At 41.7% G+C, this 22,390-nt stretch carries 22 protein-coding genes; all 22 read right to left on the reverse strand.

The genetic code is table 11. From position 1 onward, the window contains the following. Positions 1-14: 14 nt before the first annotated feature. Complete coding sequence (locus EGC86_RS06860; protein ID WP_123777057.1) at positions 15-2,222, reverse strand: chemotaxis protein CheA; 2,208 nt, start codon at positions 2,220-2,222, stop codon at positions 15-17. 15 nt (positions 2,223-2,237) lie between these two features. Then, on the reverse strand, positions 2,238-2,975 hold the full coding sequence (locus EGC86_RS06865) for a protein phosphatase CheZ (RefSeq protein WP_123777058.1): 738 nt from the start codon (positions 2,973-2,975) through the stop codon (positions 2,238-2,240). A gap of 13 nt (positions 2,976-2,988) precedes the next feature. Continuing rightward, a complete protein-coding gene (gene cheY / locus EGC86_RS06870) occupies positions 2,989-3,372 on the reverse strand; it encodes a chemotaxis response regulator CheY (protein ID WP_011919599.1) in 384 nt (127 codons plus the stop codon). Positions 3,373-3,416: 44 nt separating this feature from the next. Further along, complete coding sequence (locus tag EGC86_RS06875; RefSeq protein ID WP_011636673.1) at positions 3,417-4,136, reverse strand: RNA polymerase sigma factor FliA; 720 nt, start codon at positions 4,134-4,136, stop codon at positions 3,417-3,419. Further along, positions 4,129-5,010: a MinD/ParA family protein gene (locus EGC86_RS06880; protein ID WP_011636672.1), complete on the reverse strand. Its 882-nt coding sequence runs from the start codon at positions 5,008-5,010 to the stop codon at positions 4,129-4,131. Before EGC86_RS06880 ends, EGC86_RS06875 begins: the two co-directional genes overlap by 8 nt. 4 nt (positions 5,011-5,014) lie before the next feature. Further along, positions 5,015-6,400 (reverse strand): flagellar biosynthesis GTPase FlhF, encoded by a 1,386-nt coding sequence (gene flhF / locus EGC86_RS06885; protein WP_059747924.1) that lies wholly within the window; start codon positions 6,398-6,400, stop codon positions 5,015-5,017. A gap of 29 nt (positions 6,401-6,429) precedes the next feature. Continuing rightward, entirely contained in the window at positions 6,430-8,529 is a 2,100-nt protein-coding gene (gene flhA, locus EGC86_RS06890; protein ID WP_123777059.1) for a flagellar biosynthesis protein FlhA, read from the reverse strand. 116 nt (positions 8,530-8,645) lie between these two features. Then, positions 8,646-9,779 (reverse strand): flagellar biosynthesis protein FlhB, encoded by a 1,134-nt coding sequence (gene flhB / locus EGC86_RS06895; RefSeq protein WP_011636669.1) that lies wholly within the window; start codon positions 9,777-9,779, stop codon positions 8,646-8,648. A 9-nt stretch (positions 9,780-9,788) separates the two neighbouring features. Further along, complete coding sequence (fliR, locus tag EGC86_RS06900) at positions 9,789-10,592, reverse strand: flagellar biosynthetic protein FliR (RefSeq protein ID WP_011636668.1); 804 nt, start codon at positions 10,590-10,592, stop codon at positions 9,789-9,791. A gap of 3 nt (positions 10,593-10,595) precedes the next feature. Beyond that, positions 10,596-10,865, reverse strand: a complete 270-nt coding sequence (gene fliQ, locus EGC86_RS06905; protein WP_011636667.1) for a flagellar biosynthesis protein FliQ — start codon at positions 10,863-10,865, stop codon at positions 10,596-10,598. Between the two features lie 12 nt (positions 10,866-10,877). After that, a complete protein-coding gene (gene fliP / locus EGC86_RS06910) occupies positions 10,878-11,606 on the reverse strand; it encodes a flagellar type III secretion system pore protein FliP (RefSeq protein WP_123777366.1) in 729 nt (242 codons plus the stop codon). Positions 11,607-11,638: 32 nt separating this feature from the next. Continuing rightward, positions 11,639-12,049, reverse strand: a complete 411-nt coding sequence (gene fliO / locus EGC86_RS06915; protein ID WP_123777060.1) for a flagellar biosynthetic protein FliO — start codon at positions 12,047-12,049, stop codon at positions 11,639-11,641. A gap of 85 nt (positions 12,050-12,134) precedes the next feature. Beyond that, on the reverse strand, positions 12,135-12,518 hold the full coding sequence (gene fliN, locus EGC86_RS06920) for a flagellar motor switch protein FliN (RefSeq protein WP_011636664.1): 384 nt from the start codon (positions 12,516-12,518) through the stop codon (positions 12,135-12,137). A gap of 11 nt (positions 12,519-12,529) precedes the next feature. Beyond that, a complete protein-coding gene (gene fliM, locus EGC86_RS06925; RefSeq protein WP_011636663.1) occupies positions 12,530-13,558 on the reverse strand; it encodes a flagellar motor switch protein FliM in 1,029 nt (342 codons plus the stop codon). A gap of 29 nt (positions 13,559-13,587) precedes the next feature. Next, positions 13,588-14,109: a flagellar basal body-associated protein FliL gene (gene fliL / locus EGC86_RS06930; protein WP_123777061.1), complete on the reverse strand. Its 522-nt coding sequence runs from the start codon at positions 14,107-14,109 to the stop codon at positions 13,588-13,590. Positions 14,110-14,202: 93 nt separating this feature from the next. Then, positions 14,203-15,741, reverse strand: coding sequence for a flagellar hook-length control protein FliK (locus EGC86_RS06935; protein WP_123777062.1), 1,539 nt, complete (start codon positions 15,739-15,741; stop codon positions 14,203-14,205). A gap of 304 nt (positions 15,742-16,045) precedes the next feature. Further along, the gene (gene fliJ, locus EGC86_RS06940) at positions 16,046-16,492 is read right to left on the reverse strand and encodes a flagellar export protein FliJ (protein ID WP_011636660.1); all 447 of its coding nucleotides are present in this window, start codon (positions 16,490-16,492) and stop codon (positions 16,046-16,048) included. A gap of 5 nt (positions 16,493-16,497) precedes the next feature. Beyond that, the gene (gene fliI, locus EGC86_RS06945; protein WP_102035825.1) at positions 16,498-17,838 is read right to left on the reverse strand and encodes a flagellar protein export ATPase FliI; all 1,341 of its coding nucleotides are present in this window, start codon (positions 17,836-17,838) and stop codon (positions 16,498-16,500) included. Further along, positions 17,819-19,030 carry a flagellar assembly protein FliH gene (gene fliH / locus EGC86_RS06950; RefSeq protein WP_123777063.1) on the reverse strand — a complete coding sequence of 404 codons (1,212 nt, stop codon included), beginning with the start codon at positions 19,028-19,030 and terminating at the stop codon, positions 17,819-17,821. Before fliH ends, fliI begins: the two co-directional genes overlap by 20 nt. Before the next feature lie 154 nt (positions 19,031-19,184). Continuing rightward, positions 19,185-20,240 (reverse strand): flagellar motor switch protein FliG, encoded by a 1,056-nt coding sequence (gene fliG, locus EGC86_RS06955; RefSeq protein ID WP_101085394.1) that lies wholly within the window; start codon positions 20,238-20,240, stop codon positions 19,185-19,187. Further along, positions 20,233-21,912, reverse strand: a complete 1,680-nt coding sequence (gene fliF / locus EGC86_RS06960) for a flagellar basal-body MS-ring/collar protein FliF (RefSeq protein ID WP_162024302.1) — start codon at positions 21,910-21,912, stop codon at positions 20,233-20,235. The genes fliG and fliF overlap by 8 nt, the downstream gene beginning before the upstream one ends. 71 nt (positions 21,913-21,983) lie before the next feature. Next, positions 21,984-22,325 (reverse strand): flagellar hook-basal body complex protein FliE, encoded by a 342-nt coding sequence (fliE, locus tag EGC86_RS06965; protein WP_101085397.1) that lies wholly within the window; start codon positions 22,323-22,325, stop codon positions 21,984-21,986. Positions 22,326-22,390: the final 65 nt, after the last annotated feature.

Raw genomic sequence — 22,390 nt, forward strand, 5'->3', positions numbered from 1 at the left:
TGGAACTTTTATTCTTATTTTTTGCTTTTAGCGTAATGTTTTAGTAGTCCTGGCACATCTAAAATCAGTGCAATACCACCATCGGATGTAATAGTCGCACCCGCCATTCCTGGAGTTCCTTGTAACATACTGCCAAGCGGTTTAATGACAACTTCTTCTTGGCCTATCAATGCATCAACAACAAAACCAATTTGCATCGTGCCAAGCTGAACAATAACCACATGACCATGCTTTTTATCGCCATGTTTAAAGGTTGATTTTTTACTGTGCAGCCAATGTTCTAGGTAGAATAATGGCACGGCCTTATTACGGAAAATTACCGTCAATTGACCGTCTACTATATTGGTTTTTGTTAAATCTAAATTAAAGATTTCATTCACACTCGATAATGGTAGTGCAAAAACTTGATTAGACACATCAACCATCAATGTCGGCATAATAGCCAAGGTTAATGGCACTTTAATTTCGAGAACCGTGCCCTTACCTTTCATAGAATCAATATAAACAGTACCGTTTAGTTGGTTGATGCGGGTTTTCACCACATCCATACCCACTCCACGTCCTGAAATATCTGAAATTTCAACTTTGGTTGAAAATCCTGGGGCAAAAATCAAGTTATAAGCTTCGTTATCGGTCATTCTAGAGGCGGCATCTTCATCAAGCACACCACGACTTATCGCGATTTGTTTTAGTTTCTCAGGATCCATTCCCGCGCCATCATCCTCAATTTTAAGCAGGATATGGTCGCCTTCTTGGCTAGCCGATAAGGTAATTGTACCGGTTCGAGATTTACCACTCGCTTCACGAGTAATCGGCATTTCGATACCGTGATCAACTGAGTTACGAACCAAGTGGACTAAAGGATCGGCTAATGCCTCAACTAAGTTTTTATCAAGATCGGTGTCTTCACCAATCATGATTAAATCAATTTCTTTATTTAAGGTACGAGCTAAATCGCGAACAACACGCGGGAAACGACCAAAAACTTTCTTAATCGGTTGCATGCGGGTTTTCATCACCGCACCTTGTAAATCAGCCGTAACCAAATCTAGGTTTGCAAGCGCCTTGGACATTTCTTCGTCTTCACGATTAATGCCTAAACTAACCAATCGGTTACGCACTAAAACTAACTCACCGACCATATTCATGATTTGATCTAAACGAGCAGTATCAACACGAACTGTTGTTTCGCCTTGTGGGACAGACGCAGCTTTTGCAGGCGTTTTATCTTTTACTGGCTCAACCTTTGAAGCAACAGCCGGGGCTGATGTCGCTACTGGTTTAGCTATAGGGGCTGGACTCGTTTTTGCTGCTTGTGGAGGTGCGACTGCTTTAGTCGGTTGAGCTGGAGGAGGCGTTTGCGATTTAGCAACTGGCGCAGTACCTTTTCCGTGTAATTCATCTAAAAGACGTTCAAATTCATCGTCAGTGATTTCATCAGAATCAACAAGGGGTTCAACAATAGGCGTTGCAGCAGGCTTAGTTGGAGCTTCAGATTTGGTTTTAGCCTCGAATGAACCTGAGCCATGTAATTCATCTAATAATGCTTCAAACTCATCATCAGTGATTTCATCGCTACCACTTGTAGCAGGCTTTGAGTCAATATTGTCTTTTTTTACTTCAGAAGGTTTAGCTGCAACAGGACTTTTACCCGGACCATGTAAGGCATCAAGCAACGCTTCAAATTCTGACTCATCAATGTCATCAATACTGCCAGTGTCAGACATTTCCGTTGATGGAATACTGATATCTTCGACGTATTCAGGCTCACTAAATTCAACAATATTTTCAATTGGTTCCGGTTCATCCGCCGACATTTCTGAAGGTAATGGTGCACCCGAACTTAATAATTTGAGTTTAGCAAGTAATGCAGAATCAGCAGGGTCTTGTGATTCTCCCTGTTGAGTTTGAGCAAACATGGAATTAATGGCGTCGACCGCTTGCAAAATAATATCCATTAATTCTGCATTTACGCCACGTTTACCGGTGCGTAATAAATCGAACGTGTTTTCTGCTTCATGACATACGTCAACCATCGGTTTTAGACTTAAAAAACCAGCCCCACCTTTAACTGTATGGAATCCACGGAAAATAGCATTAAGTAAATCACTGTCATCAGGATTATTTTCAAGAGCAACTAGCTGCTCCTGTAGAAGCTCTAAAATCTCGCCAGCTTCAATTAAAAAGTCCTGGAGTATCTCTTCATCAACATCAAAAGACATTAAATTGACTCCTAATTAGAAACCCAGACTTGATAGCAGATCGTCTACTTCATCTTGACCTGTCACCACATCTTCACGCAGTTCAGCATGCATGATGGGACCTTCTGCTTCTATTTTATTTTCGTTTATAGTTGGCGATGATTCGGTAGTATGATCACCGAATACCGTTAGCATTGAGACCAAATTACTTTCTACTTCACGAACCAAATCAATCACTCGACGGATCATCTGCCCCGTCAAATCTTGGAAGTCTTGCGCCATCAAAATTTCATTTAATAACTCGCGAAGACGATTAGAATCATTTTCACTATGTAACATAAACTGCTGAACATCATGACAAAGTGACTTAAACTCACCCATTTCAATGTCACGACGCATCAATTTATCCCACATTGGCGTCACTGATTGTATATTGCTAATGATGGTATCGGCCAAAGGTAGACATTCTTCAACTGCATCCATAGTTTTATTTGCAGCTTGTTCTGTCATGTCGATAACATAATTCAATCTTTCTTTAGCATCTGGTATTTCAGTATTAGCTAATTCAGATAAACGGTTATCAACTTGAAAATCTTTTAGTGCGCTATGGAGTTGTCGAGTTAGCTTACCGACCTCTTCAAAAAGCTCACGCTGCAATGGCGTAGCAAGCTCTCTGATCATTTCATCGGCTTTATCTTGTTGACCCAAGGTAAGCAATTCAACAAGTTCTTGGGCCTGTTCGAGGGTGATTAACCCCGATATTGATGCCTGCATGACTTATCCTTGCTTATGCGAGTCGTTCAAAGATTTTATCTAACTTTTCTTTTAACGTAGCTGCGGTAAAAGGTTTTACTACATAACCATTTACACCGGCTTGCGCGGCAGCAATAATCTGTTCACGCTTAGCTTCTGCAGTTACCATTAGCACAGGTAAATGCTTTAACGAATCATCTGCACGGATTGCTCTAAGTAAGTCAATACCTTGCATTCCAGGCATATTCCAGTCTGTTACCACAAAATCAAAATCGCCTTTTTGTAACATAGGTAGGGCTGTTGAGCCATCATCTGCTTCTTGGGTATTATTAAATCCCAAATCTCGCAACAAGTTCTTAATGATACGCCTCATTGTTGAAAAATCGTCAACAATAAGAATCTTCATATTCTTGTCCAAGGTTTCCTCCGGTGAGCTGACACTCGTTTGCTCTAGATAAGTTATTATTCTTGTGTCCAATGCTTGAGCTTCGCTTTTAATCTGAGCATTGCCTGACTTAATATCTGGCTTACTCGCGATTCGCTAACTTCAAGGATGGCACCGATTTCTTTTAAATTTAATGCTTCGTCGTAATATAACGACAACACTAATGCATCTCTTTCTGGCAATGTCTTAATTGCTTCAACCAATGCAGATTGGAATTGAATTTCAGCAAGCGAGTCAAAGGTTTCATCTGGTGATTCGTTATCTGTGATTAACACATCTTGCGAAACACCAAGATCTTCTATGCCTATGATTTTACCAACAGAAACATCATTTAAGATATGATGGTACTCATCGAGCGACATATCAAGTTTTTCAGCAATTTCTGTATCGTTGGCATCTCTTCCAAGCAGTTGCCCCAATTCATCAATTGCATGTGCTACTAGACGATTATTACGATGAACTGAGCGCGGAACCCAGTCACCACGGCGAATTTCATCAATCATTGCACCACGAATTCTGATGCCAGCAAAGGTTTCAAACTTAGCCCCTTTACTATTATCAAATTTAGAAGAGGCCTCAAGTAACCCCATCATCCCTGCTTGTAATAAATCATCAAGTTGCACCGATGCTGGTAATCTTGCCAGCATATGATGAGCAATTCTTTTTACCAACGGTGCATACTGTTCAACAATAGACGTTTTGTTATCGAACTGAGTATACGCTGCGGCTTTATTCACTCGTTCTTCCTTCTTGTATCGGCTTACGTTGTACAAGACGTTCAACAAAAAATTCTAAATGACCACCAGGCTGTTGTGGAACTGGCCAAGTCATAATTTTGTTGGCTAATCCATGATAAGCAATAGCTGAAGGAGACTTAGGATACGCTTCAACAACTAACTTTTGCTTACGAACAGCTTTACGTAAATTTTCATCAAATGGTATTGTTGCCACTAATTCTAAAGCAACATCTAAAAATCTATCAGTCACTTTACTGAGTTTAGCAAATAATTCCATACCTTCTCGAAGACTACGAACCATATTTGCCACAATTTTGAAGTGGAACACACCATGTTCACGACTTAATATTTTAATTAGCGCATAAGCATCAGTAATTGATGTTGGTTCGTCGCAAACGACTATCAATACATCCTGTGATGCACGAGAAAAACTCAGCACCATGTCTGAAATACCCGCGGCAGTGTCTACAATTAAAATGTCGAACTGAGTACGCATTTCACTAAATGCACGGATAAGTCCAGCGTGTTGCGCTGGCGATAACTCAACCATCGCTTGAGAACCAGATGTGGCAGGAACAATACCAATACCTTTAGGTCCGCGTACAATGATGTCATCTAATTCGGCATCTCCAGACAAAACATGAGATAAATTTTTCTCAGCACGTATCCCAAGCATGACATCGACGTTGGCTAAACCTAAATCGGCATCAAGCACTAATACGCGTTTGCCTTTTTCAGCTAGTGCTACCGCAGTATTAATTGACACACTGGTTTTGCCCACTCCGCCTTTACCACCGGATACGGCAATTACTTTAACTTTATCGTTATTTGGTTGATTCATCATACGTAAACCACTTGCTTGATCCCGAGTCATATCTTTACTCAAATGCATAGGCTGTGTCATTAGACCACACTGTGTCTTGTGACGATTGTTGTTCTGTTTCATTTAACGCCGCGAGAGCCTTCTTAGCCAACTCTAACGTATCTGCCACTTTCATGTCCTCAGGAACACGTTGACCGTCAGTAACATAGCTCAATGGTAACTCATTTTGAATCAATACGCTCAATGCACCTGCAATTGATATCGATTCATCTAACTTTGTTAAAATCGCACCGGCTAATGGAATTCGTTTAAAATGTTCTACAGCATCTTGTAACACACGACGTTGGCCAGTCGCTGATAAGACTAAGTAGCTCCGTATTGGGATCCTACTATTTGCTGTTAAATTGTCTAATTGCTGATATAAGCGCATATCACGCTGCCCCATACCTGCCGTATCAATTAATACTAACTTACGATTTCTAAATTGATATAAAATTTGTTCTAATTCGGTTAAATCATGTGCTTGCTTAACCGGACAGCCCATTATTTTGCCATAAGTCGCTAATTGCTCATAGGCACCAATACGATAATGGTCAGTGGTAATCAATGCTACCTGCTCTGGGCCATGATGGGCGGCAAATCGAGCGGCTATCTTAGCTAAAGAAGTTGTTTTACCGACACCAGTTGGGCCAACAAACGCCACAACACCACCACGTTTGACAATGTCATCGCCTTGATTATCGAGTAAATTGGCTAAACTTTGTGGTAAAGCTCTTACTAAATCTGCTGGAGTGTAGTGTTGACTTAACCCAGCTAGTTTAGCAGCAACTGCTGGAGAAAACTCTGCTGCAATCAATTTACTTTCTAACATTGCGCCGACAGGATCGGTACGCTTTTTTTGGTCTTTCATCAACGATGAAACTTGATGGGTCAATAAGTTACGCAATGAAGCCATTTCTTCGCGCAGTGCATCCATGTCAGCAGATTGATTTTTATTGGTTTTTTTAACTTGCTCTGGTGCCGCTTGCGATTGAAAAGTTGATGCTGGTTTAGCAGATTTTGCCCCTTGTAATTGGCGGGCCCATTCTGGTAAATCTGGTTCATCTTGGCTCACAGACATTTGTTGTGTCATGCGATTATGTTGTTTTTGGAGTAATGCTTGTAAAGAATCAGCCTCAGGAGGTGGGTTCACCTTTGATTGGGCTTTCATAGCAGGCTTAGTGCCTAATGACACTCGATCGTCACTGACATCCATAAAACCAGTTGTCGGCGCTTGTGATGCGATCGCAGCTTTAGGTTCATCATAATCTACAGCAGCGACAATTTCGATTCCGCCAGTGACTTTTTTATTTGACATAATGACAGCGTCAGAACCCAAGGTTTCTTTTACTTGAGCCAATGCCGCGCGCATATCTTTGGCAAAAAATCGTTTAATTTTCACTTATGCACCTCTATAAACTGACGTTATCACTATTGGCCTACTGCAGAAACAATTCTAATTTGTTTCTCGTCCGGGATTTCTTGATAAGAAATCACTCGTAAATTTGGAATAGTGTATTTAACAAATCTTGACAGCGTTGACCTAAGCATACCCGATGTCAATAAAATGGCTGGTTGCCCTACCATTTCTTGCTTCTGTGCAACGTCTAATAATGACTGCTGCATGCGTTCTGCGAGACCAGGTTCAATATTAGGTCCTTCACCGCCAGTCGCCTGCATAGACTTATGCAACATCTGTTCCAACTCTGGCGCCAATGTTATGACGGGAATTTCGAGTTCTGGTCCTGAGATTTCTTGCACTATCATACGTTTTAACGCTATACGTACTGCTGCCGTTAATACTTCTGTGTCATTGCTCTTAGTACCGTACTCTAACAATGTCTGCACAATGGTGCGTAAATCTCGTACCGATACCCCTTCGTTAAGTAAGTTCTGCATCACTTTAACAACGGATCCCAGAGGCATAACATCTGGTACAAAGCCATCCACTAATTTAGGAGAGTTCTTGGCAAGCATATCCATTAACTGTTGTACTTCTTCATAACCTAATAGTTTGGCAGCATTATTACTCAGTAACTGGCTTATGTGAGTTGCTACAACCGTTGCAGTATCGACTACGGTATAACCTAATGTTTGTGCATGTTCACGTTGCTCTGGCGCTATCCACACCGCCTCTAAACCAAAAGCTGGATCACGAGTTTCAATACCGTCTAGCTTACCGTAAACTTGGCCTGGATTAATCGCTAATTCACAATCATGTCTAACTTCAGCCTCACCTACCACTACACCCATTAATGAAATGCGATACGCATTAGGTGATAAATCTAGATTGTCACGAATATGTACCGCAGGCACTAAAAAACCTAATTCTTGTGACAGTTTTTTACGTACGCCTTTGATTCTGCCTAATAATTCACCACCTTGAGACTTATCAACCAGCGGAATTAAGCGATATCCGACTTCAAGACCAATAGTATCAACATGACGCACATCGTCCCAGCTTAAATCTTTAGGTTCTTTATCCTTGCTCTCAACCGGCCCTTTAGTCGCTAACGTTAGTGCAGCTTGCTTTTTGTCAACATTACGCTTGTAAATAAAGTACGCAGCACCAGCGGTAATAAATGCAAATGTCAAAAACGCAACATGAGGCATACCAGGCACAATACCCATAATAAAGAGTAACCCTGCTGCAATGGCTAATGATTTATGACTGTCAAACATCTGACTGAACATCATTTGGCCCATATCGCCAGACTCGTTTTGACGAGTTACCATTAAGGCCGCGGCAATAGACAGCAATAAACCGGGAATTTGCGCAACTAAACCATCACCGATGGTTAGTAAGGTATAAATTTCAACCGCGCTAGAAAAGTCTAATCCATGCTGGATCATACCAATCACAAATCCACCAATCATATTGATGACTAAGATCATGATCCCTGCTATGGCATCACCTTTAACAAACTTTGAAGCACCATCCATCGCACCATAGAAGTCAGCTTCTCGAGTCACTTCGGCGCGGCGAATACGTGCTTGGTCTTGGGTTAATGTGCCAGCATTTAAATCTGCATCAATGGCCATTTGCTTACCCGGCATTGCATCTAAGGTAAAACGAGCGCTCACCTCAGCAATACGCCCCGCACCTTTAGTTACCACAGCAAAGTTAATGATAATAAGAATAATGAACACCACTAAACCAACGGCATAATTGCCGCCAATGACCACTGAACCAAACGCTTCAATAACTTTACCCGCAGCGGCACCACCATTATGGCCTTCAAGCAATACAATACGGGTAGAGGCGACGTTTAGGGCAAGTCTTAGTAACGTTGCAATTAATAATACGGTAGGGAAAGCAGCAAAATCGAGTGGTCTGTCAGCATAAATAGCAACTAAGAGTACAACTAAAGCCAACGCAATATTGAATGAAAACAGAATATCTAGCAAAAAAGCAGGAATGGGTAAAACGACCATGCCTAACGCAGCAAGTACTAATAAAGGTGTTCCGATCCCTTTAAAAGTAGATACTTTCATTTGTTTCATTTGGCCAAAAGCTGCTTTTGCATCCATATTAAGATGAACCCTTTATGTCAGATCACGGCGTCAATGGACTATTATTTGACGCGAATAGACATACAAAGCAAAAATTAAGCCACAAATATTATCTATCTAAAATAGATTATTTATTAGTGTTTTAAATCATCTGGTATGGGTTGTTTAAGCGGGATAGGTTTTGGTCGACGGCCTTTACCTTTTTGATACTGTCTCAACTGGAACACATAAGCTAATACCTGCGCAACGGCGGTAAATAAGCCTTCTGGCACTTGTTGATCCACTTTAGTCGTGTGGTAAATAGCACGAGCCAACGGCGGAGCCGATACAATAGCAACGTTATGTTCTCGAGCAATTTCACGTATTCTAAAGGCTACATCATCGACACCTTTGGCGATTAAAAAAGGGGCTGATGAGCGGCTGACATCGTATTTAACTGCCACAGCATAATGCTCTGGGTTAACCACAATAACATCCGCATTAGGCACTTCGGTCATCATGCGCCGTTGTGCCATCTCCTGCTGCATTTGTCTTATCCGGCCTTTAACTTCAGGTTTACCTTCAGTGTCTTTATATTCGTCTTTGACTTCCTGTTTAGTCATTTTTAACTGTTTTTTGTGGTTCCAAATTTGAAATGGCACATCAATAATCACAATCAATAACATCGAACTGCAGAGTAAGATGAACATCCAGATAAGCAAATCTAGAGCATGATAAACATTGCCCGGCAGGTGATCGCTGGACAGAGTCAAAATATCGTAGAAATAAAATTTTAATAAAAAATAAGCCGATAATGCTACCACCGAAAACTTAGCAATACCCTTAGTAAGCTCAACCAATGCCTGGGTGCCAAACATACGCTTAAAACCGTTCATGGGATTTAACTTACTGCCTTTAGGCATAAACGCTTTGACAGAAAAAGACATCCCACCTAAAACAATATTTCCTAGGAAAGACACAAATGCCAGCAAAGCAATAAAGCTAATTAACGGCCCAGCAAGTTCACTGCCTACGACCCCCCACACACGAAACATGGAATTAGTATCAAAAATTTGATCGCGCTCCATCGAGAAAATTTGCTTCATAATATTATAGAGGCTTTTGGCAATTGCCGGTCCTGTCATCGAAAACCCAACAGATGCAGCAAGCAGTACCGCTGCGGTACCTAACTCTTTAGAGCGAGCTACTTGACCTTTTTCTCGAGATTGTTCAAGTCGTTTGGATGTGGGGTCTTCTGTGCGTTCTTGACCGCTGTCACTTTCTGCCATACATGCCCCTTAGAATACTACTGAGCCATCAAGTTGACATTGAAGTTGCAGAACATCACACATAAGTAACTGCGCAGCCATCCACACTTCATCAAAATGCGCCATGATAGGTGCTAATGTTAACCACAAAATCAACAAACCACTGACCATTGTGACCGGAAAACCAATAGAGAAAATATTTAATTGAGGTGAGGCGCGAGTCATTACACCAAAGGATAAATTAATTAATAACAACGCAACAATAGCCGAAATCGACATCGTTAATGCAGAGCCAAACATAAAGCTGCCCCAATCAGCAAGTGCGCGATAATTAGCGATTGATATACCTTGATTTGAAATAGGAATGGTTTCAAAACTGGCCACCAACATCCGTATCATTAACAAATGGCCGTCAACAGCTAAAAAGATAAGCGTTGCCAATAATAGAAAAAAGTTACTCACAACAGGCGTTTGTTCGCCAGATCCAGGATCGACCATGGAGGCAAAACCTAAACTGGTTTGCATACCAATTATTTGCCCTGTTAATACAAATGTCTGCATCACCATTAAGGTCACAAATCCCATGGTGACGCCAATTAAAATTTGCTGAGCAATGACAAAAACGGAACTCAATGCCAGTAACTCGACGTTTTCAATAGGGGGTAAAATAGGCGCCACGGCCATCGTTATCGCTACAGATAACATCAATCGAACTCGAGCAGGAGTAGTATTGGCGCCAAATACCGCCATCACCATGAGCATGGATGAAATACGAAAAAACGGCAAAAGATATGCGGCGATTGTTTGACTGATTTCATCAAACAAAATATCCATGGCTTAACCTATAACCTGTGGGATGAGATTAACCATCTCAAAGAAAAAATCCATCATGGTTTGCACTAGCCAATGGCCTAAAAACATCAACGCGAATAACGTCACCAATAAACGTGGTAAAAAGCTTAAGGTTTGTTCGTTAATGGATGTCGCGGCCTGAAATACCGCCACAATTAAACCGATGAATAAGCCTGGTAAAATAATCGCTGACACAATTAATACGATAACCGATAGTGCTTCTCGAAAGATATCAATGAGCGATTCTGGAGACATAAATACGCGGCCTTATATTCCGAAACTATTCGCTAATGTGCCCATCACTAAGCCCCAACCATCGACGAGTACAAACAACATAATTTTAAATGGCAATGACACAATCATCGGTGACAACATCATCATACCCATGGCCATTAGAATACTGGCGACGACCAAATCGAGTACTAAAAAAGGCACAAACAGCATAAAGCCGATTTGGAACGCCGTTTTAAGTTCACTGGTAATAAACGCTGGGATCACCACGCTCATTGGTGCTTGCTCAGGAGATTGAATATCCTTATAGCCAGAGATTTCAATAAATGTTTGTAAGTCAGTGGTACGCACTTGCGATAGCATAAATGTTTTAATCGGTTCTTTTCCAACATCATAAGCTTGCGTTAACGTCATGGTTTCATTGATATAAGGCTCTACAGCTTCAGCATAAATCTTATCAAAAACCGGCGCCATAATAAAAAAAGTCATGAACAAACTGATGCCTATCAATACCTGATTAGAAGGTGTTTGTTGTAAACCTAAAGCTTGTCTTAATATCGATAGCACAACAATAATGCGGGTAAATGAAGTGAGCATTATCACCATTGCAGGAATAAAACTCATTGCTGTCATCAGCAATAAAATCTGCATGGTTACCGAATATTCAGTTGTTCCGTCTGCAGCTGTTGTAACCGTTAACGCTGGTAGCACACCGTCTTGAGCCAGTGCTGTGGGCGATAAAATCATTGCCACTAGCGCCATCATCGCCAATGCCAATACTGTTGTGTACTTATTCATTATTGCTGTTCCTTGGCTTGTTTTAGACGACTAGCAAACGAGGAAATGGGAACGTCGACGGGAGTGGCTAACTTATCAATCAGATTAATCTGTTGCGAGGTTACACCAAGTAGATATTGCTGGCCATTTACCTCTACCAGTACCACTTTTTCACGTTGGCCGATGGAAGTCACTGCAATCGTTTTAATCACACCGCCACTTGATGGCACTAACTTAAGGCGTTTTACAATATAAGCTAACAAAAAAATAATCGCTAATACGACAATTAATCCACCAACCATGTTGGCCAAAGTTGCCATATTGGACACTTCAACAGGGTGAGCAGAGGTATTTTTAGCTAGAGTGCTAGACACTTCAGGGACGCTTAACGCCTCACTCATAATGCTCAGCATTAGTATTATATTCGCCACTGCTATTCCTTGTTTGTGCAACCAATCAAGCAAACTTCAGCACGTGCTAATATTTGCTATATTATTGTTTATAATATAATTTTAGTTATTTTAGTTTTTTAATACGTTCTGTTTGGCTAATAACATCCGTTAGACGGATACCAAATTTGTCATTCACTACCACTACCTCACCATGAGCAATTAAGGTTCCATTAACCATAACGTCTAAAGGCTCACCAGCTACACGGTCAAGTTCGACCACCGAACCTTGGTTGAGCTGGAGTAAATTACGGATGCTAATAAAACTACGACCCACTTCCATGGAAATCGTTACCGGAATATCTAGAATACCGTCTAACTTGGCTGCTTCTTCTTTCGTAATCGGTCTAGAGTCATCGACTAACTCATCAAGTTCGACATGTTCTGCTTCTTCTAAAGCTTGCTCTGCCATTGCTGCAGCCCAGTCATCGCCTGTATCTTCTGTGCTCATTCTACTTCACCTTATAAATCTGAAATATCACGCGACTTGCCTTTGCGAGTCACTAATTGCATCTCTGTTTTAACCGTTTCTGGCCGCGGAATTTTCTCACTGATTTTTAATGCTAAATTATCGCGCGATTTCCCCATTTTACAACGATAAGTCGGCAAACCTTCAATTCGCATCATAATGTGTTCTGGTAAATCTATCGGAATAATATCCCCTGCTTTAAACCCCATAACATCACGTAATGTCACTTCATGTTCAACAACATTGACATCAAAACCGACCTGCACATCCATAATTTCATCACGTAATGCTTGCGACCAGCGCATATCAGTATCTTGTTTATCACTTTGAACACCGGCATCGAGTAATTCACGAATAGGCTCAATCATCGAATACGGCATGGTAATATGGAAATCACCGCCGCCGCCATCAACTTCGATATGGAACGAATTAATCACTACCACTTCGGTCGGGCTGACAATATTCGCCATTGCAGGATTCACTTCAGAGTCGAGGTACTCAAACTCCACATCCATTACCGGTGCCCATGCTTCTTTATAATCTTCAAAAATAATTTTAAGCAACAACTGCACAATACGGCGCTCTGTTGGTGTAAATTCACGGCCTTCAATTTTGGCATGAAACCGGCCATCACCACCAAAGAAATTGTCTACCAGAATAAAGACTAATCGTGCTTCCATGGTGATTAATGCAGTGCCCTTAAGTGGGCTGAAACGCACCATATTTAAACTGGTTGGCACAAATAAAGTATGCACATACTCGCCAAACTTCAGCATTTGTACGCCATTGATCGACACTTCGGCTGCGCGGCGCATCATGTTAAACATACTGATGCGTAAATGCCGTGCAAATCGCTCATTTACGATTTCAAGCGTTGGCATACGGCCACGCACAATTCTATCTTGAGAAGAGAAATCATAAGAACGCGCATCAGCACTGTCCTCTTCTATCTCATCATCATCTACATCATCAACACCATGCAATAGCGCATCAATTTCATCTTGGCTTAATAAATCACTCACATCATCGCCTTAGCAGTTAATGCTTTTGGTTATTGCATTACAAAGCCAGTAAACAGGACTTTTTCAACAACTTTCTTGCCTGTTATTGGTTGCAGCGTATTTTGAACATTGAGTAACGCTAACTGACGTAACTCATCTTTACCTGCTTGGGTACTGAGTTTTTGTACGTCTGCAGCACTAAAAGTAGTTAATAATGCATCTTCAATCAATGGAATATGTTTTTGTGTCAGTACACTATCATCTTCACCGCGCACCATTAATTGAACTTTTATTTCAACCAACCTAGCTCTATCGACACCTGGTAAATTAAATAGGAAAGGTCTAGGCATGCCAACATAATCAGCTTCAGCATTATTTACCGGTGCAACAGCTTCTGTAGATTCATCGGCGTTTACTGCAATAGGGGCTGGCTCGTCTGACCCCATGAAAAACCAAAATCCGCCTCCAATGAGTAAAACCAACACTAAACCAATGCCACCAAAGATGACTAATTTATTACTTTTTTTACCGCCTTCAGCGGGTTCGTTTAATTCTAATTCTTGTTCAGGCATTCTGGTTCCTAATCAACATTGTGATTAACATTAAAACGTAGCTAAGTAGCCAGCTCTTATTGAAAAGTCATATTATTGCTATAGGTTACCTGCTTAAGCATAATAATCTATAGCTGAATGTAAACTCCTTGATGGATTTGTCATCAAGCTGACCTCTTGTGCTGAAATTTCGTCCAACTGACTGTCTCCCCCACCTTGATTAGATGATTGTTCATGCGGTTGTTCACTACCACCATCACCTTGGGACACTTGGCTGTCTGTCAGTTGTAATCCTTCTTGAGCCAGCATATCGCGTAATCGAGGCATCGCTTGTTCAACGATATCGCGGGTTTGCGACTGCGCTACATGAAACTGTACCTGAGTTTGATCACCTTGAATCTGAATTTTAACCGTTAAATGTCCAAGTTCTGGCGGATCAAGACGAATTTCAGCTTGTTGGATACCATTACTGACCATGGTTATTAACTGCTGTTTCATTACCGGAGAAAAACGCTGGATCATCTCTTGCATCTGAGCACCTGGTTCTCCTTGTGGTCTTAACGATAGCTGAAATTGCGGAACATCACTTTTATGAACCGACGTAAAGCTACTCTGATTTTGTAACGCCTTGCTGTCAGTGTCACCGATGTCAGCCAGCGTATCTAATCCAAAACTAGTTTGATTTACAGCGGTTGAAGGATCACCGGAGGCGCGTTTTGTAGCTAAGGAATCTAAGACCACCGAAAAGTCAGCTTTTGCTAGCATTTTGGCATTATCAGTGTCTAATTTGATATTGCCATCAATACGAGTTTTGTCGCCTAAAATGGTATCAGGATCAATTGTCATCGCCGATGTAGCTTCTGTTAACGCTGCTGAACTGCTAACTCCAGAATGTAAAGCTACAGTTTGATCGACTTTAGCGGCTGCTGAATTCAGGTTTGTCGCACTTACTTGACCTTGAACAGCCACACTTGTGGCAACAGACTTATCAAATTGGCTCTGTTCTTCACTATTAAGCACGCTATCGGATTGTTGGCTATTAAGCGTGCTAGAAGACAATTCATCACTGCTAGTCATAACCGTTGCTTGTAAATTGAAGTCACTAAGTAATTTGCTTAACTCTTGATTGTCTAGAGCTTGAATATCTTGTATAGATAAATCGGCAAATGCCATTAAGTTGTCGAGGTCTTCTGGACTAAGCTGAGAAAGAACATCTTTAATAGAAGAAACATCAGCTTCAAGTTCAATAAGATCACTATCAAGATCCACATCTGCAGTGTTACTTTCAGGTTCTGTGGAAACTGCTGCGTCAAAATAAACGTCAGATTTATCGACATGCGGCAATTCATTTCCGCCAGAGGAATGACGTTTATTAAATGAATCGGCCATATTAAGTTGAGCAAAAATCAATTCCGCATCTGCATTTTCTTCGGTAGACAACTCGTTTGCTAACGCAACACTGGTTTTGTCAACGTCTGTATCAATTGACACCTGCGCTGTATTACCACTACGCCGTATAACAAGATCGGATTCACTCGCCTGATTGAAAGCAGATAAGAATGATGTATTTTCAACATCTTGTACATTTCCCTTCGTACTCACATCGGCAGATTTACTGCTACTGCCAAGTAAGATATTGCTCATCTGCTGCATAATCTGCTCCACTCAATCAAACAAGGTTAAGTTATTGGTCGTCTAATAAATAGCTCTGTATTTAAACCTTATGCGTCATATAACGGTTTATTTCGCTATATCAATAAGGTCATTGTGAAAACCTCATAAAGAGTTATTCACTGTCGCTTCGCTGACGATTTTTATTTCAATCATTGTTATTAAGCAATTTAAATGCCAATACGCATTGGCTGAATAAGATTTCAGTGATTAAACATACAAAAAAAGTAACCAAAAAGTTAAGCGTAAACGATATTAGGATTAGAGAGTCATTTGACTGGTAGGGCTATTTAAGATTTCGACGAAAATATTGCTGCATAGCAAATTCATCCGACATTTTTTGTTCGCGTTTAGCTTCTATTACCATCGCTTTAGTTGCTTTTTGGCTTAATAGCATTTCTACCGCTTTGCGTTTTTGTTGTTTTTCTTGCCAATGAATTTGACGATAACCCACCTGTTTTTCGGCATCTTTAACAGCGGCAACTTGCTGGGTGATTGCACTATCTACTTGGCGAATAAATTGATGAAATTGATGGTATTGGTTAGCACGTAATGTAGTACCAGTGTGCCCTTCCATCTGTTTCATATAATCTAAACGATAGTTATTTAGTGCATCCAACTGGCCCTGGCGTTTTTGTTTTTCAAATTGCGCAGACTTAAGCTGTAATGCCGCTTGATCTTCTGCGGCGGTGGCTAACTTCAAAACCGTCAATAGTGGGTCAGTTCGAGTCATTGATATTATCCCTGACACTGTGCGGCAATTTGAGTTAACATGACTCGGCTTTCTTCAAACGTCATCGGCTCTTTAAATCCCTGCCGCAAAAAAGCATTCATTGCAGGTTGTAAACGTATGGCATTATCAATTCTAGGATCGCTGCCTTGCGAGTACGCGCCAATTGAAATCAGATCGCGATTTTGTTGATACAGTGAATACATCTGTTTAACTTTACGCATCGCTTCTAAGTGTTCTTCACTAATCACCATCGGCGCGACACGGCTAATCGATGCTTCCACATCAATAGCGGGATAATGACCCGAATCAGCAAGCTGACGAGATAATACAATGTGGCCATCTAAAATTGCTCGGGAAGCATCGGCAATAGGATCTTGCTGGTCATCACCTTCGGTTAATACCGTATAAAAAGCGGTAATTGAACCTTGTCCGGCACCGCCGTTACCCGCTCGCTCAACCAGGCGCGGTAATTTAGCAAATACCGAAGGTGGATAGCCTTTGGTGGCAGGTGGTTCGCCTACAGCAAGAGCGACTTCTCGTTGTGCTTGTGCGTAACGCGTTAAACTGTCCATCAGCAATAGTACATCGTAACCTAAATCTCTAAAATACTCAGCGATACGAGTGGACGTTTCACAGGCTCGTAAGCGCATTAACGGAGAAGTATCCGCAGGTGCAGCCACAACGACTGAACGCGCACGACCTTCTTTACCTAAAATTTCTTCAATAAACTCTTTAACTTCACGGCCACGTTCGCCCACTAACCCCACCACAATAATGTCGGCTTTAGATCCTCGTGTCATCATGCCAAGCAGCACACTTTTACCCACACCGGAACCAGCAAACAAGCCCATTCGCTGCCCTTTACCAACCGTTAACATCGAGTTGATAGCACGAACGCCAACATCTAACGGTTCAGTAATCGCTCGTCGAGATAATGGATTAATATAAGGACCATGACGTGATGCATGTTGATCTGTATTAAGCGGGCCTAAACCATCTAACGGAACGCCGCTACCGTCTAATACTCTGCCTAATAATGATAAACCTACATTTAATCCTGATTGTTCGCCTAAAGGTTTTACACGAGCGCCAGGCAATACACCTCTAAGCTCTTCAATAGGCATTAAATACAGTAACTTGTCATCAAAACCGACAACCTCAGCAACCAGTTCACCAACCATTGTTTCAATAGAGCATAAACTACCAACCGGCGCGCGGCACCCAGTCGCTTCAAGCGTTAAACCAACAACCCTAACTAACTGACCACTTGCAACTGGTCGCAGTGGTAACACGTGTTTATGATGTACCGCAAATTTGTTAAGTAGTTTATGTTGACGAGTGCTCATCGGTATTTCCTTGAGATAGGTCTTTCGTCTGTTGCTGAGCATCAGCCACTTTATTAGCTATTGAGGTGTCAGCTTGTGCATTTATATTGAGAGGCGCACTTGTATTGTACGTCGTGCTAGTTTCGAGAGTTGCCGCTGCATCAGAGCTTTCCGCATCAAAATCTTCAGCATCAATTGACGCTGCCGAAGAAGCATCAACTTGTTGTTCTAACGTTTCAGTAACGGTATCAGCGCCCATCTCTGCGCCAAGTTCTTCAACATCACCTTGGCCAATCTCGTCCCTATCGGTGTTTTCTGTACTATCGATTCTGCCAGCAAGCTCAGCGGCTTGCTGATGTTCACTCAAATTATCGACAGATGTGGTTTGATATTGTGGATGAGTTGATTTTTGCTGCTGGACATTTTTTGCTAACTGATTCGATTGAGCGTCTAATTCACTAAACACTTGGCTAATACGCTGTTCTACACGTAAATCGACAGAAGAACGGACACTTTCAATCATACAGTCACCATTAGCTAACGTCGGATCAATATCGATTTGCCACTGATTTTTTTGCAATTGTTCGGCACTGTAACATTGGTTTACGAGTTCAGCGTCAGCCTGATTAAAACGTAATTTAACCAACTGTTCTTTTAATGGAAGTGCGTCAACACCTTGACGTAAAGCCGATAATATATGTTCTGGGTGAGTCTTAAGTTCATGGCCGATAACCGATTTGGCTAAACTGATTGTCATGGCCAATAATTCAGCTTCAATTTCATTATCTAAGATGGATAATGGTAACTCGAATTGGGAAATAATGTGGTTAAGTTGTGCAATAAGCTCATTGGCTTTAATTTGCCCAGCTTCTAATCCTTGTTGCTCGCCTTGAGTAAACCCTTGTTGATGACCTTGCTCCAGTCCTTCTAAACGCCCTTGCTCTAATCCTTGTTGATGACCTTCTTGCTTACCCTGTTCAAATCCTTCTTGCTCAGCTGCAGCGCGGATGTCTTCAATTTGCGCCATAGTCGGTGGCGCCATAGACTTCTCGGCCCCAGTAACAGGAGTAGGCGTGTGGGCTTCAGAAAACTGGCCGAACAAATTTGAAGGTTCTAGGCTACTATCTTTGGTAATATCAGGTAATTGCCAATGACTAAATTCATACTCGTTATCCGTATTAAGTGCATCTTTAGGCGATTTTGATTCAGGCATAATTCATCACTTGTGTTGTTAAAAACATTGGCTCAAAACAAAAATAATAACCGTAGCAACGGTATTAGGTGTACGACCTAATAATACAGATAGCTGACGGATATCCAAATAGAAATACCCGCCATTACTGTCACATTAATGAATATGGGAGTGGTTACAAGAACTCGTCACCACCGCCGCCGCCTAGCATAATCTCACCGCTGTCACTGAGTCGACGGGCAATAGACAGAATTTCTTTTTGTGCGACTTCAACTTCGCTAATACGTATTGGTCCCATGGCTTCTAAATCGTCACGGAGCAATTCAGCTGCACGTTTAGACATATTACCCAAAATTTTCTCTTTCAACGCTTCGTCCGCACCTTTGAGTGCTTTCATCAGCACATCTTGCTGTACTTCTCGTAACAATGCCTGAATACCGCGGTCGTCAACGTCAATGAGGTTTTCAAACACAAACATCATGTCTTGTATTTGCTGCGCCATTTCTTCATCTGACTCACGCATGGTTTCCATGATTTGACTCTCAACACCGGTATCGAGATAGTTCATGATATTAGCAGCCGCTTTTAGGCCACCCATTTTAGCCGCTTGCGCACCGCCTTGACCGGCAAATTGTTTTTCCATAATGTCGTTTAATTCTTGCAATGCCGCAGGCTGAACTTCTTCAAGATTGGCAATACGCATCATTAAATCTAAACGGGTATTTTCAGGAAACTGACTAAAAATCTCAGCAGCTTGATCGGGCTCTAAATACGACAATACAATCGTTTGAATCTGCGGATGTTCATTTTGAATAATGGTGGCCACTTGACGTGCATCCATCCATTTTAATGAATCCAGACCTTTAGCTCCGCTGCCCATGATAATTTGTTCAATTAAATTACCGGCTTTATCTTCACCCAATGCTGCAGTTAACGCTTTACGGACGAATTCTTCACTGTTAAAACCAATGGAAGAAAACTTTTGAATATCGTCTAAAAATAATTGGTGAACGCCAATGACCTTTTCTTGACCAAAGTCATCCATTGCTGCCATCGCCATACCCACTTTTTGCACTTGCTTAGGCTCTAAGTGTTTTAAAATTGACGCCGCATCCGCTTCACTCAAGCTGAGCAGTAAAATAGCCGTTTTTTCAACACCAGTAATTAACTCGGGGTCAAATGCTGTTGATTTCTCTGCTTTAGCTGCTTTATCTTTTTTTTCATTAGCCATTGTCTTGTAACCAGTTTTTAATCACTTGAGTGGAAAGCTCAGGCTCATTTGCCACTAACGCTCTAATTGCTTTAATCATATCATCATCTTTATGCAAATTAGGTATTTGAATTGACCCATCATCGGCATAACTGTATTCCGCCTCTTTGGTATTAAGCATACCTAAGGTATCTGCGGCATACTGATCTTCAATTTCAGCTAACTCATGTCCTGGACGAATATCGTCAGGCATGTTGATGCCATTGGGATTGGTTAGCTTCTTAAGCATAGGTCGAACTACGGCCAGAATGAGTACTAAAATAACAATTGCACCTAATGCCAATTTAATCGCGCGCCAGAACCAAGGCTGCTCCCACATATCTGGCTCAGGTAACACTTCAATTAACTGGTCCATAAACGGCACCGTTACCACTTCTAGCGCATCACCACGCTGGGTACTAAAACCTACCGCGCCTTCTAATAAGCGGCGAATATTAGTTAATTCTTGTTCTGTTCTCGGCACGCGAGTGACTTGGCCGTTCTCATCGACTTGGCCAGGTTTAAAATTAATCGCAACAGACACACTAACACGACGAACCACCCCAATTTGTTGACGGGTATGGCTAATGGTAGTGTCTAATTCATAATTACGCGTAGCTTCTTTTGATGAGTCACCAGACATGGTTGAGGTTGTTGCTTCACCTGCCACTTGCGGAATATCAGATTCCATCGGCGGTTGATTGCTTAGCGCACCAGGAATACCGCCAGAGTTTTGACCAGAAGAATTTCTCTCAATGATCATTTCACTGCGAATCGCCGGTAAATCAGGAGAGAAACGCTTCGCGGTTTGCTCTACTGCGGTAAAGTTCATATTCACATCGACTTGAGAAGTAAAATTCTCAGGTCCTAAAATTGGCATTAAGATTGATTCGATTTTTTTACGGTATTCAGCCTCTTGCTGTTGTACTAGCTCTTGCTCACGACGTGCTCTAGAGGACGCGCCATCTTGACTACCGGAATTGAGTAAGCGCCCATTTGAATCGGTTACCGTCACACGAGTAGGTTCAAGCCCTTGAACAGCAGAGCCTACGATATCAACAATGGCATCAATCTCTTCCTGGCCCAAACCACCACGACGTACATTAACGACCACTGTGGCACTGGGTTTAGATGCATTTCGGGCAAAAACATTTTCTTTTGGTAACGCTAATATCACTTTCGCACGACTAATGCTTTTTAACTCTTCAATGGCTCTGGCTAGGTTTTGTTCTTGGCTTTGTTTTAAGCGGGCTTGTTCCATACGCTGACTGACACCAAAACCACTATCTTGGTTTAAGTAATCATTTGCTTGAGTACTACTTTGAATACCGGCACGGCTGAGCAGTAATTTAACTTCTTGATACTTATCTTCAGGCACTTTAACCACATCGACGTTAATTTGATAATCGATTTGGTTTTTATCAAGCACGTCTAAGACGAGAATCATCTCAGCCGTTTCCATTTTACCAAGTGGGCGATAATCAGGCTCTTGGGCCCACATCATCACAAAAACAGCCATAGCAAGGCATATTGCTAATGCCAGAATCATGATGACTTGGCGCATCATATCTGCACCACCAACGCCACCAAGAAGTCCAGATTTGTTCTCTTGTTGGACACCGCCATCGGCTGTTGAACCCGAACCTACCATAATGTCTGTGCTCACAATACGTACCTGCTATATCTAATGTTGTTATGTTATTTAGTGCTCAAAACCGTCTGCGACTAAACAGGCATACTCATAATTTCTTTATAAGCATCGACGAGCTTATTACGTACTTGCACCGTTGCTTCAAAGGCAACGCCGGCTTTCTCACGCGCAATAACGGTATCAGACAACGTCACCGTGGTGTCGCCCATGTCTAAACGAGTCGCTAAACTTGATGATGCTTGTTGCAGCTCATTAACGCTACCCACCGCTTGAGACAGTAACTGACTGAAATCAGCACCCGTGGTGTTATTCACTTGCTGGGTAAGGTTGGGACGAATAGATGAACCAATAGAAGGGGCTATTTCGCCGCGAAGCGATTGCATTTCTTGCATTAATGGATTTGCGCTAATCTGCATGGTGTAACTCCCTTTCGTCGACTTTTTGACGACAACAATAACTGATAAGGAGTTAAAGCAATTTA

Source organism: Shewanella frigidimarina, assembly GCF_003797125.1.
GTDB lineage: Bacteria > Pseudomonadota > Gammaproteobacteria > Enterobacterales > Shewanellaceae > Shewanella > Shewanella frigidimarina.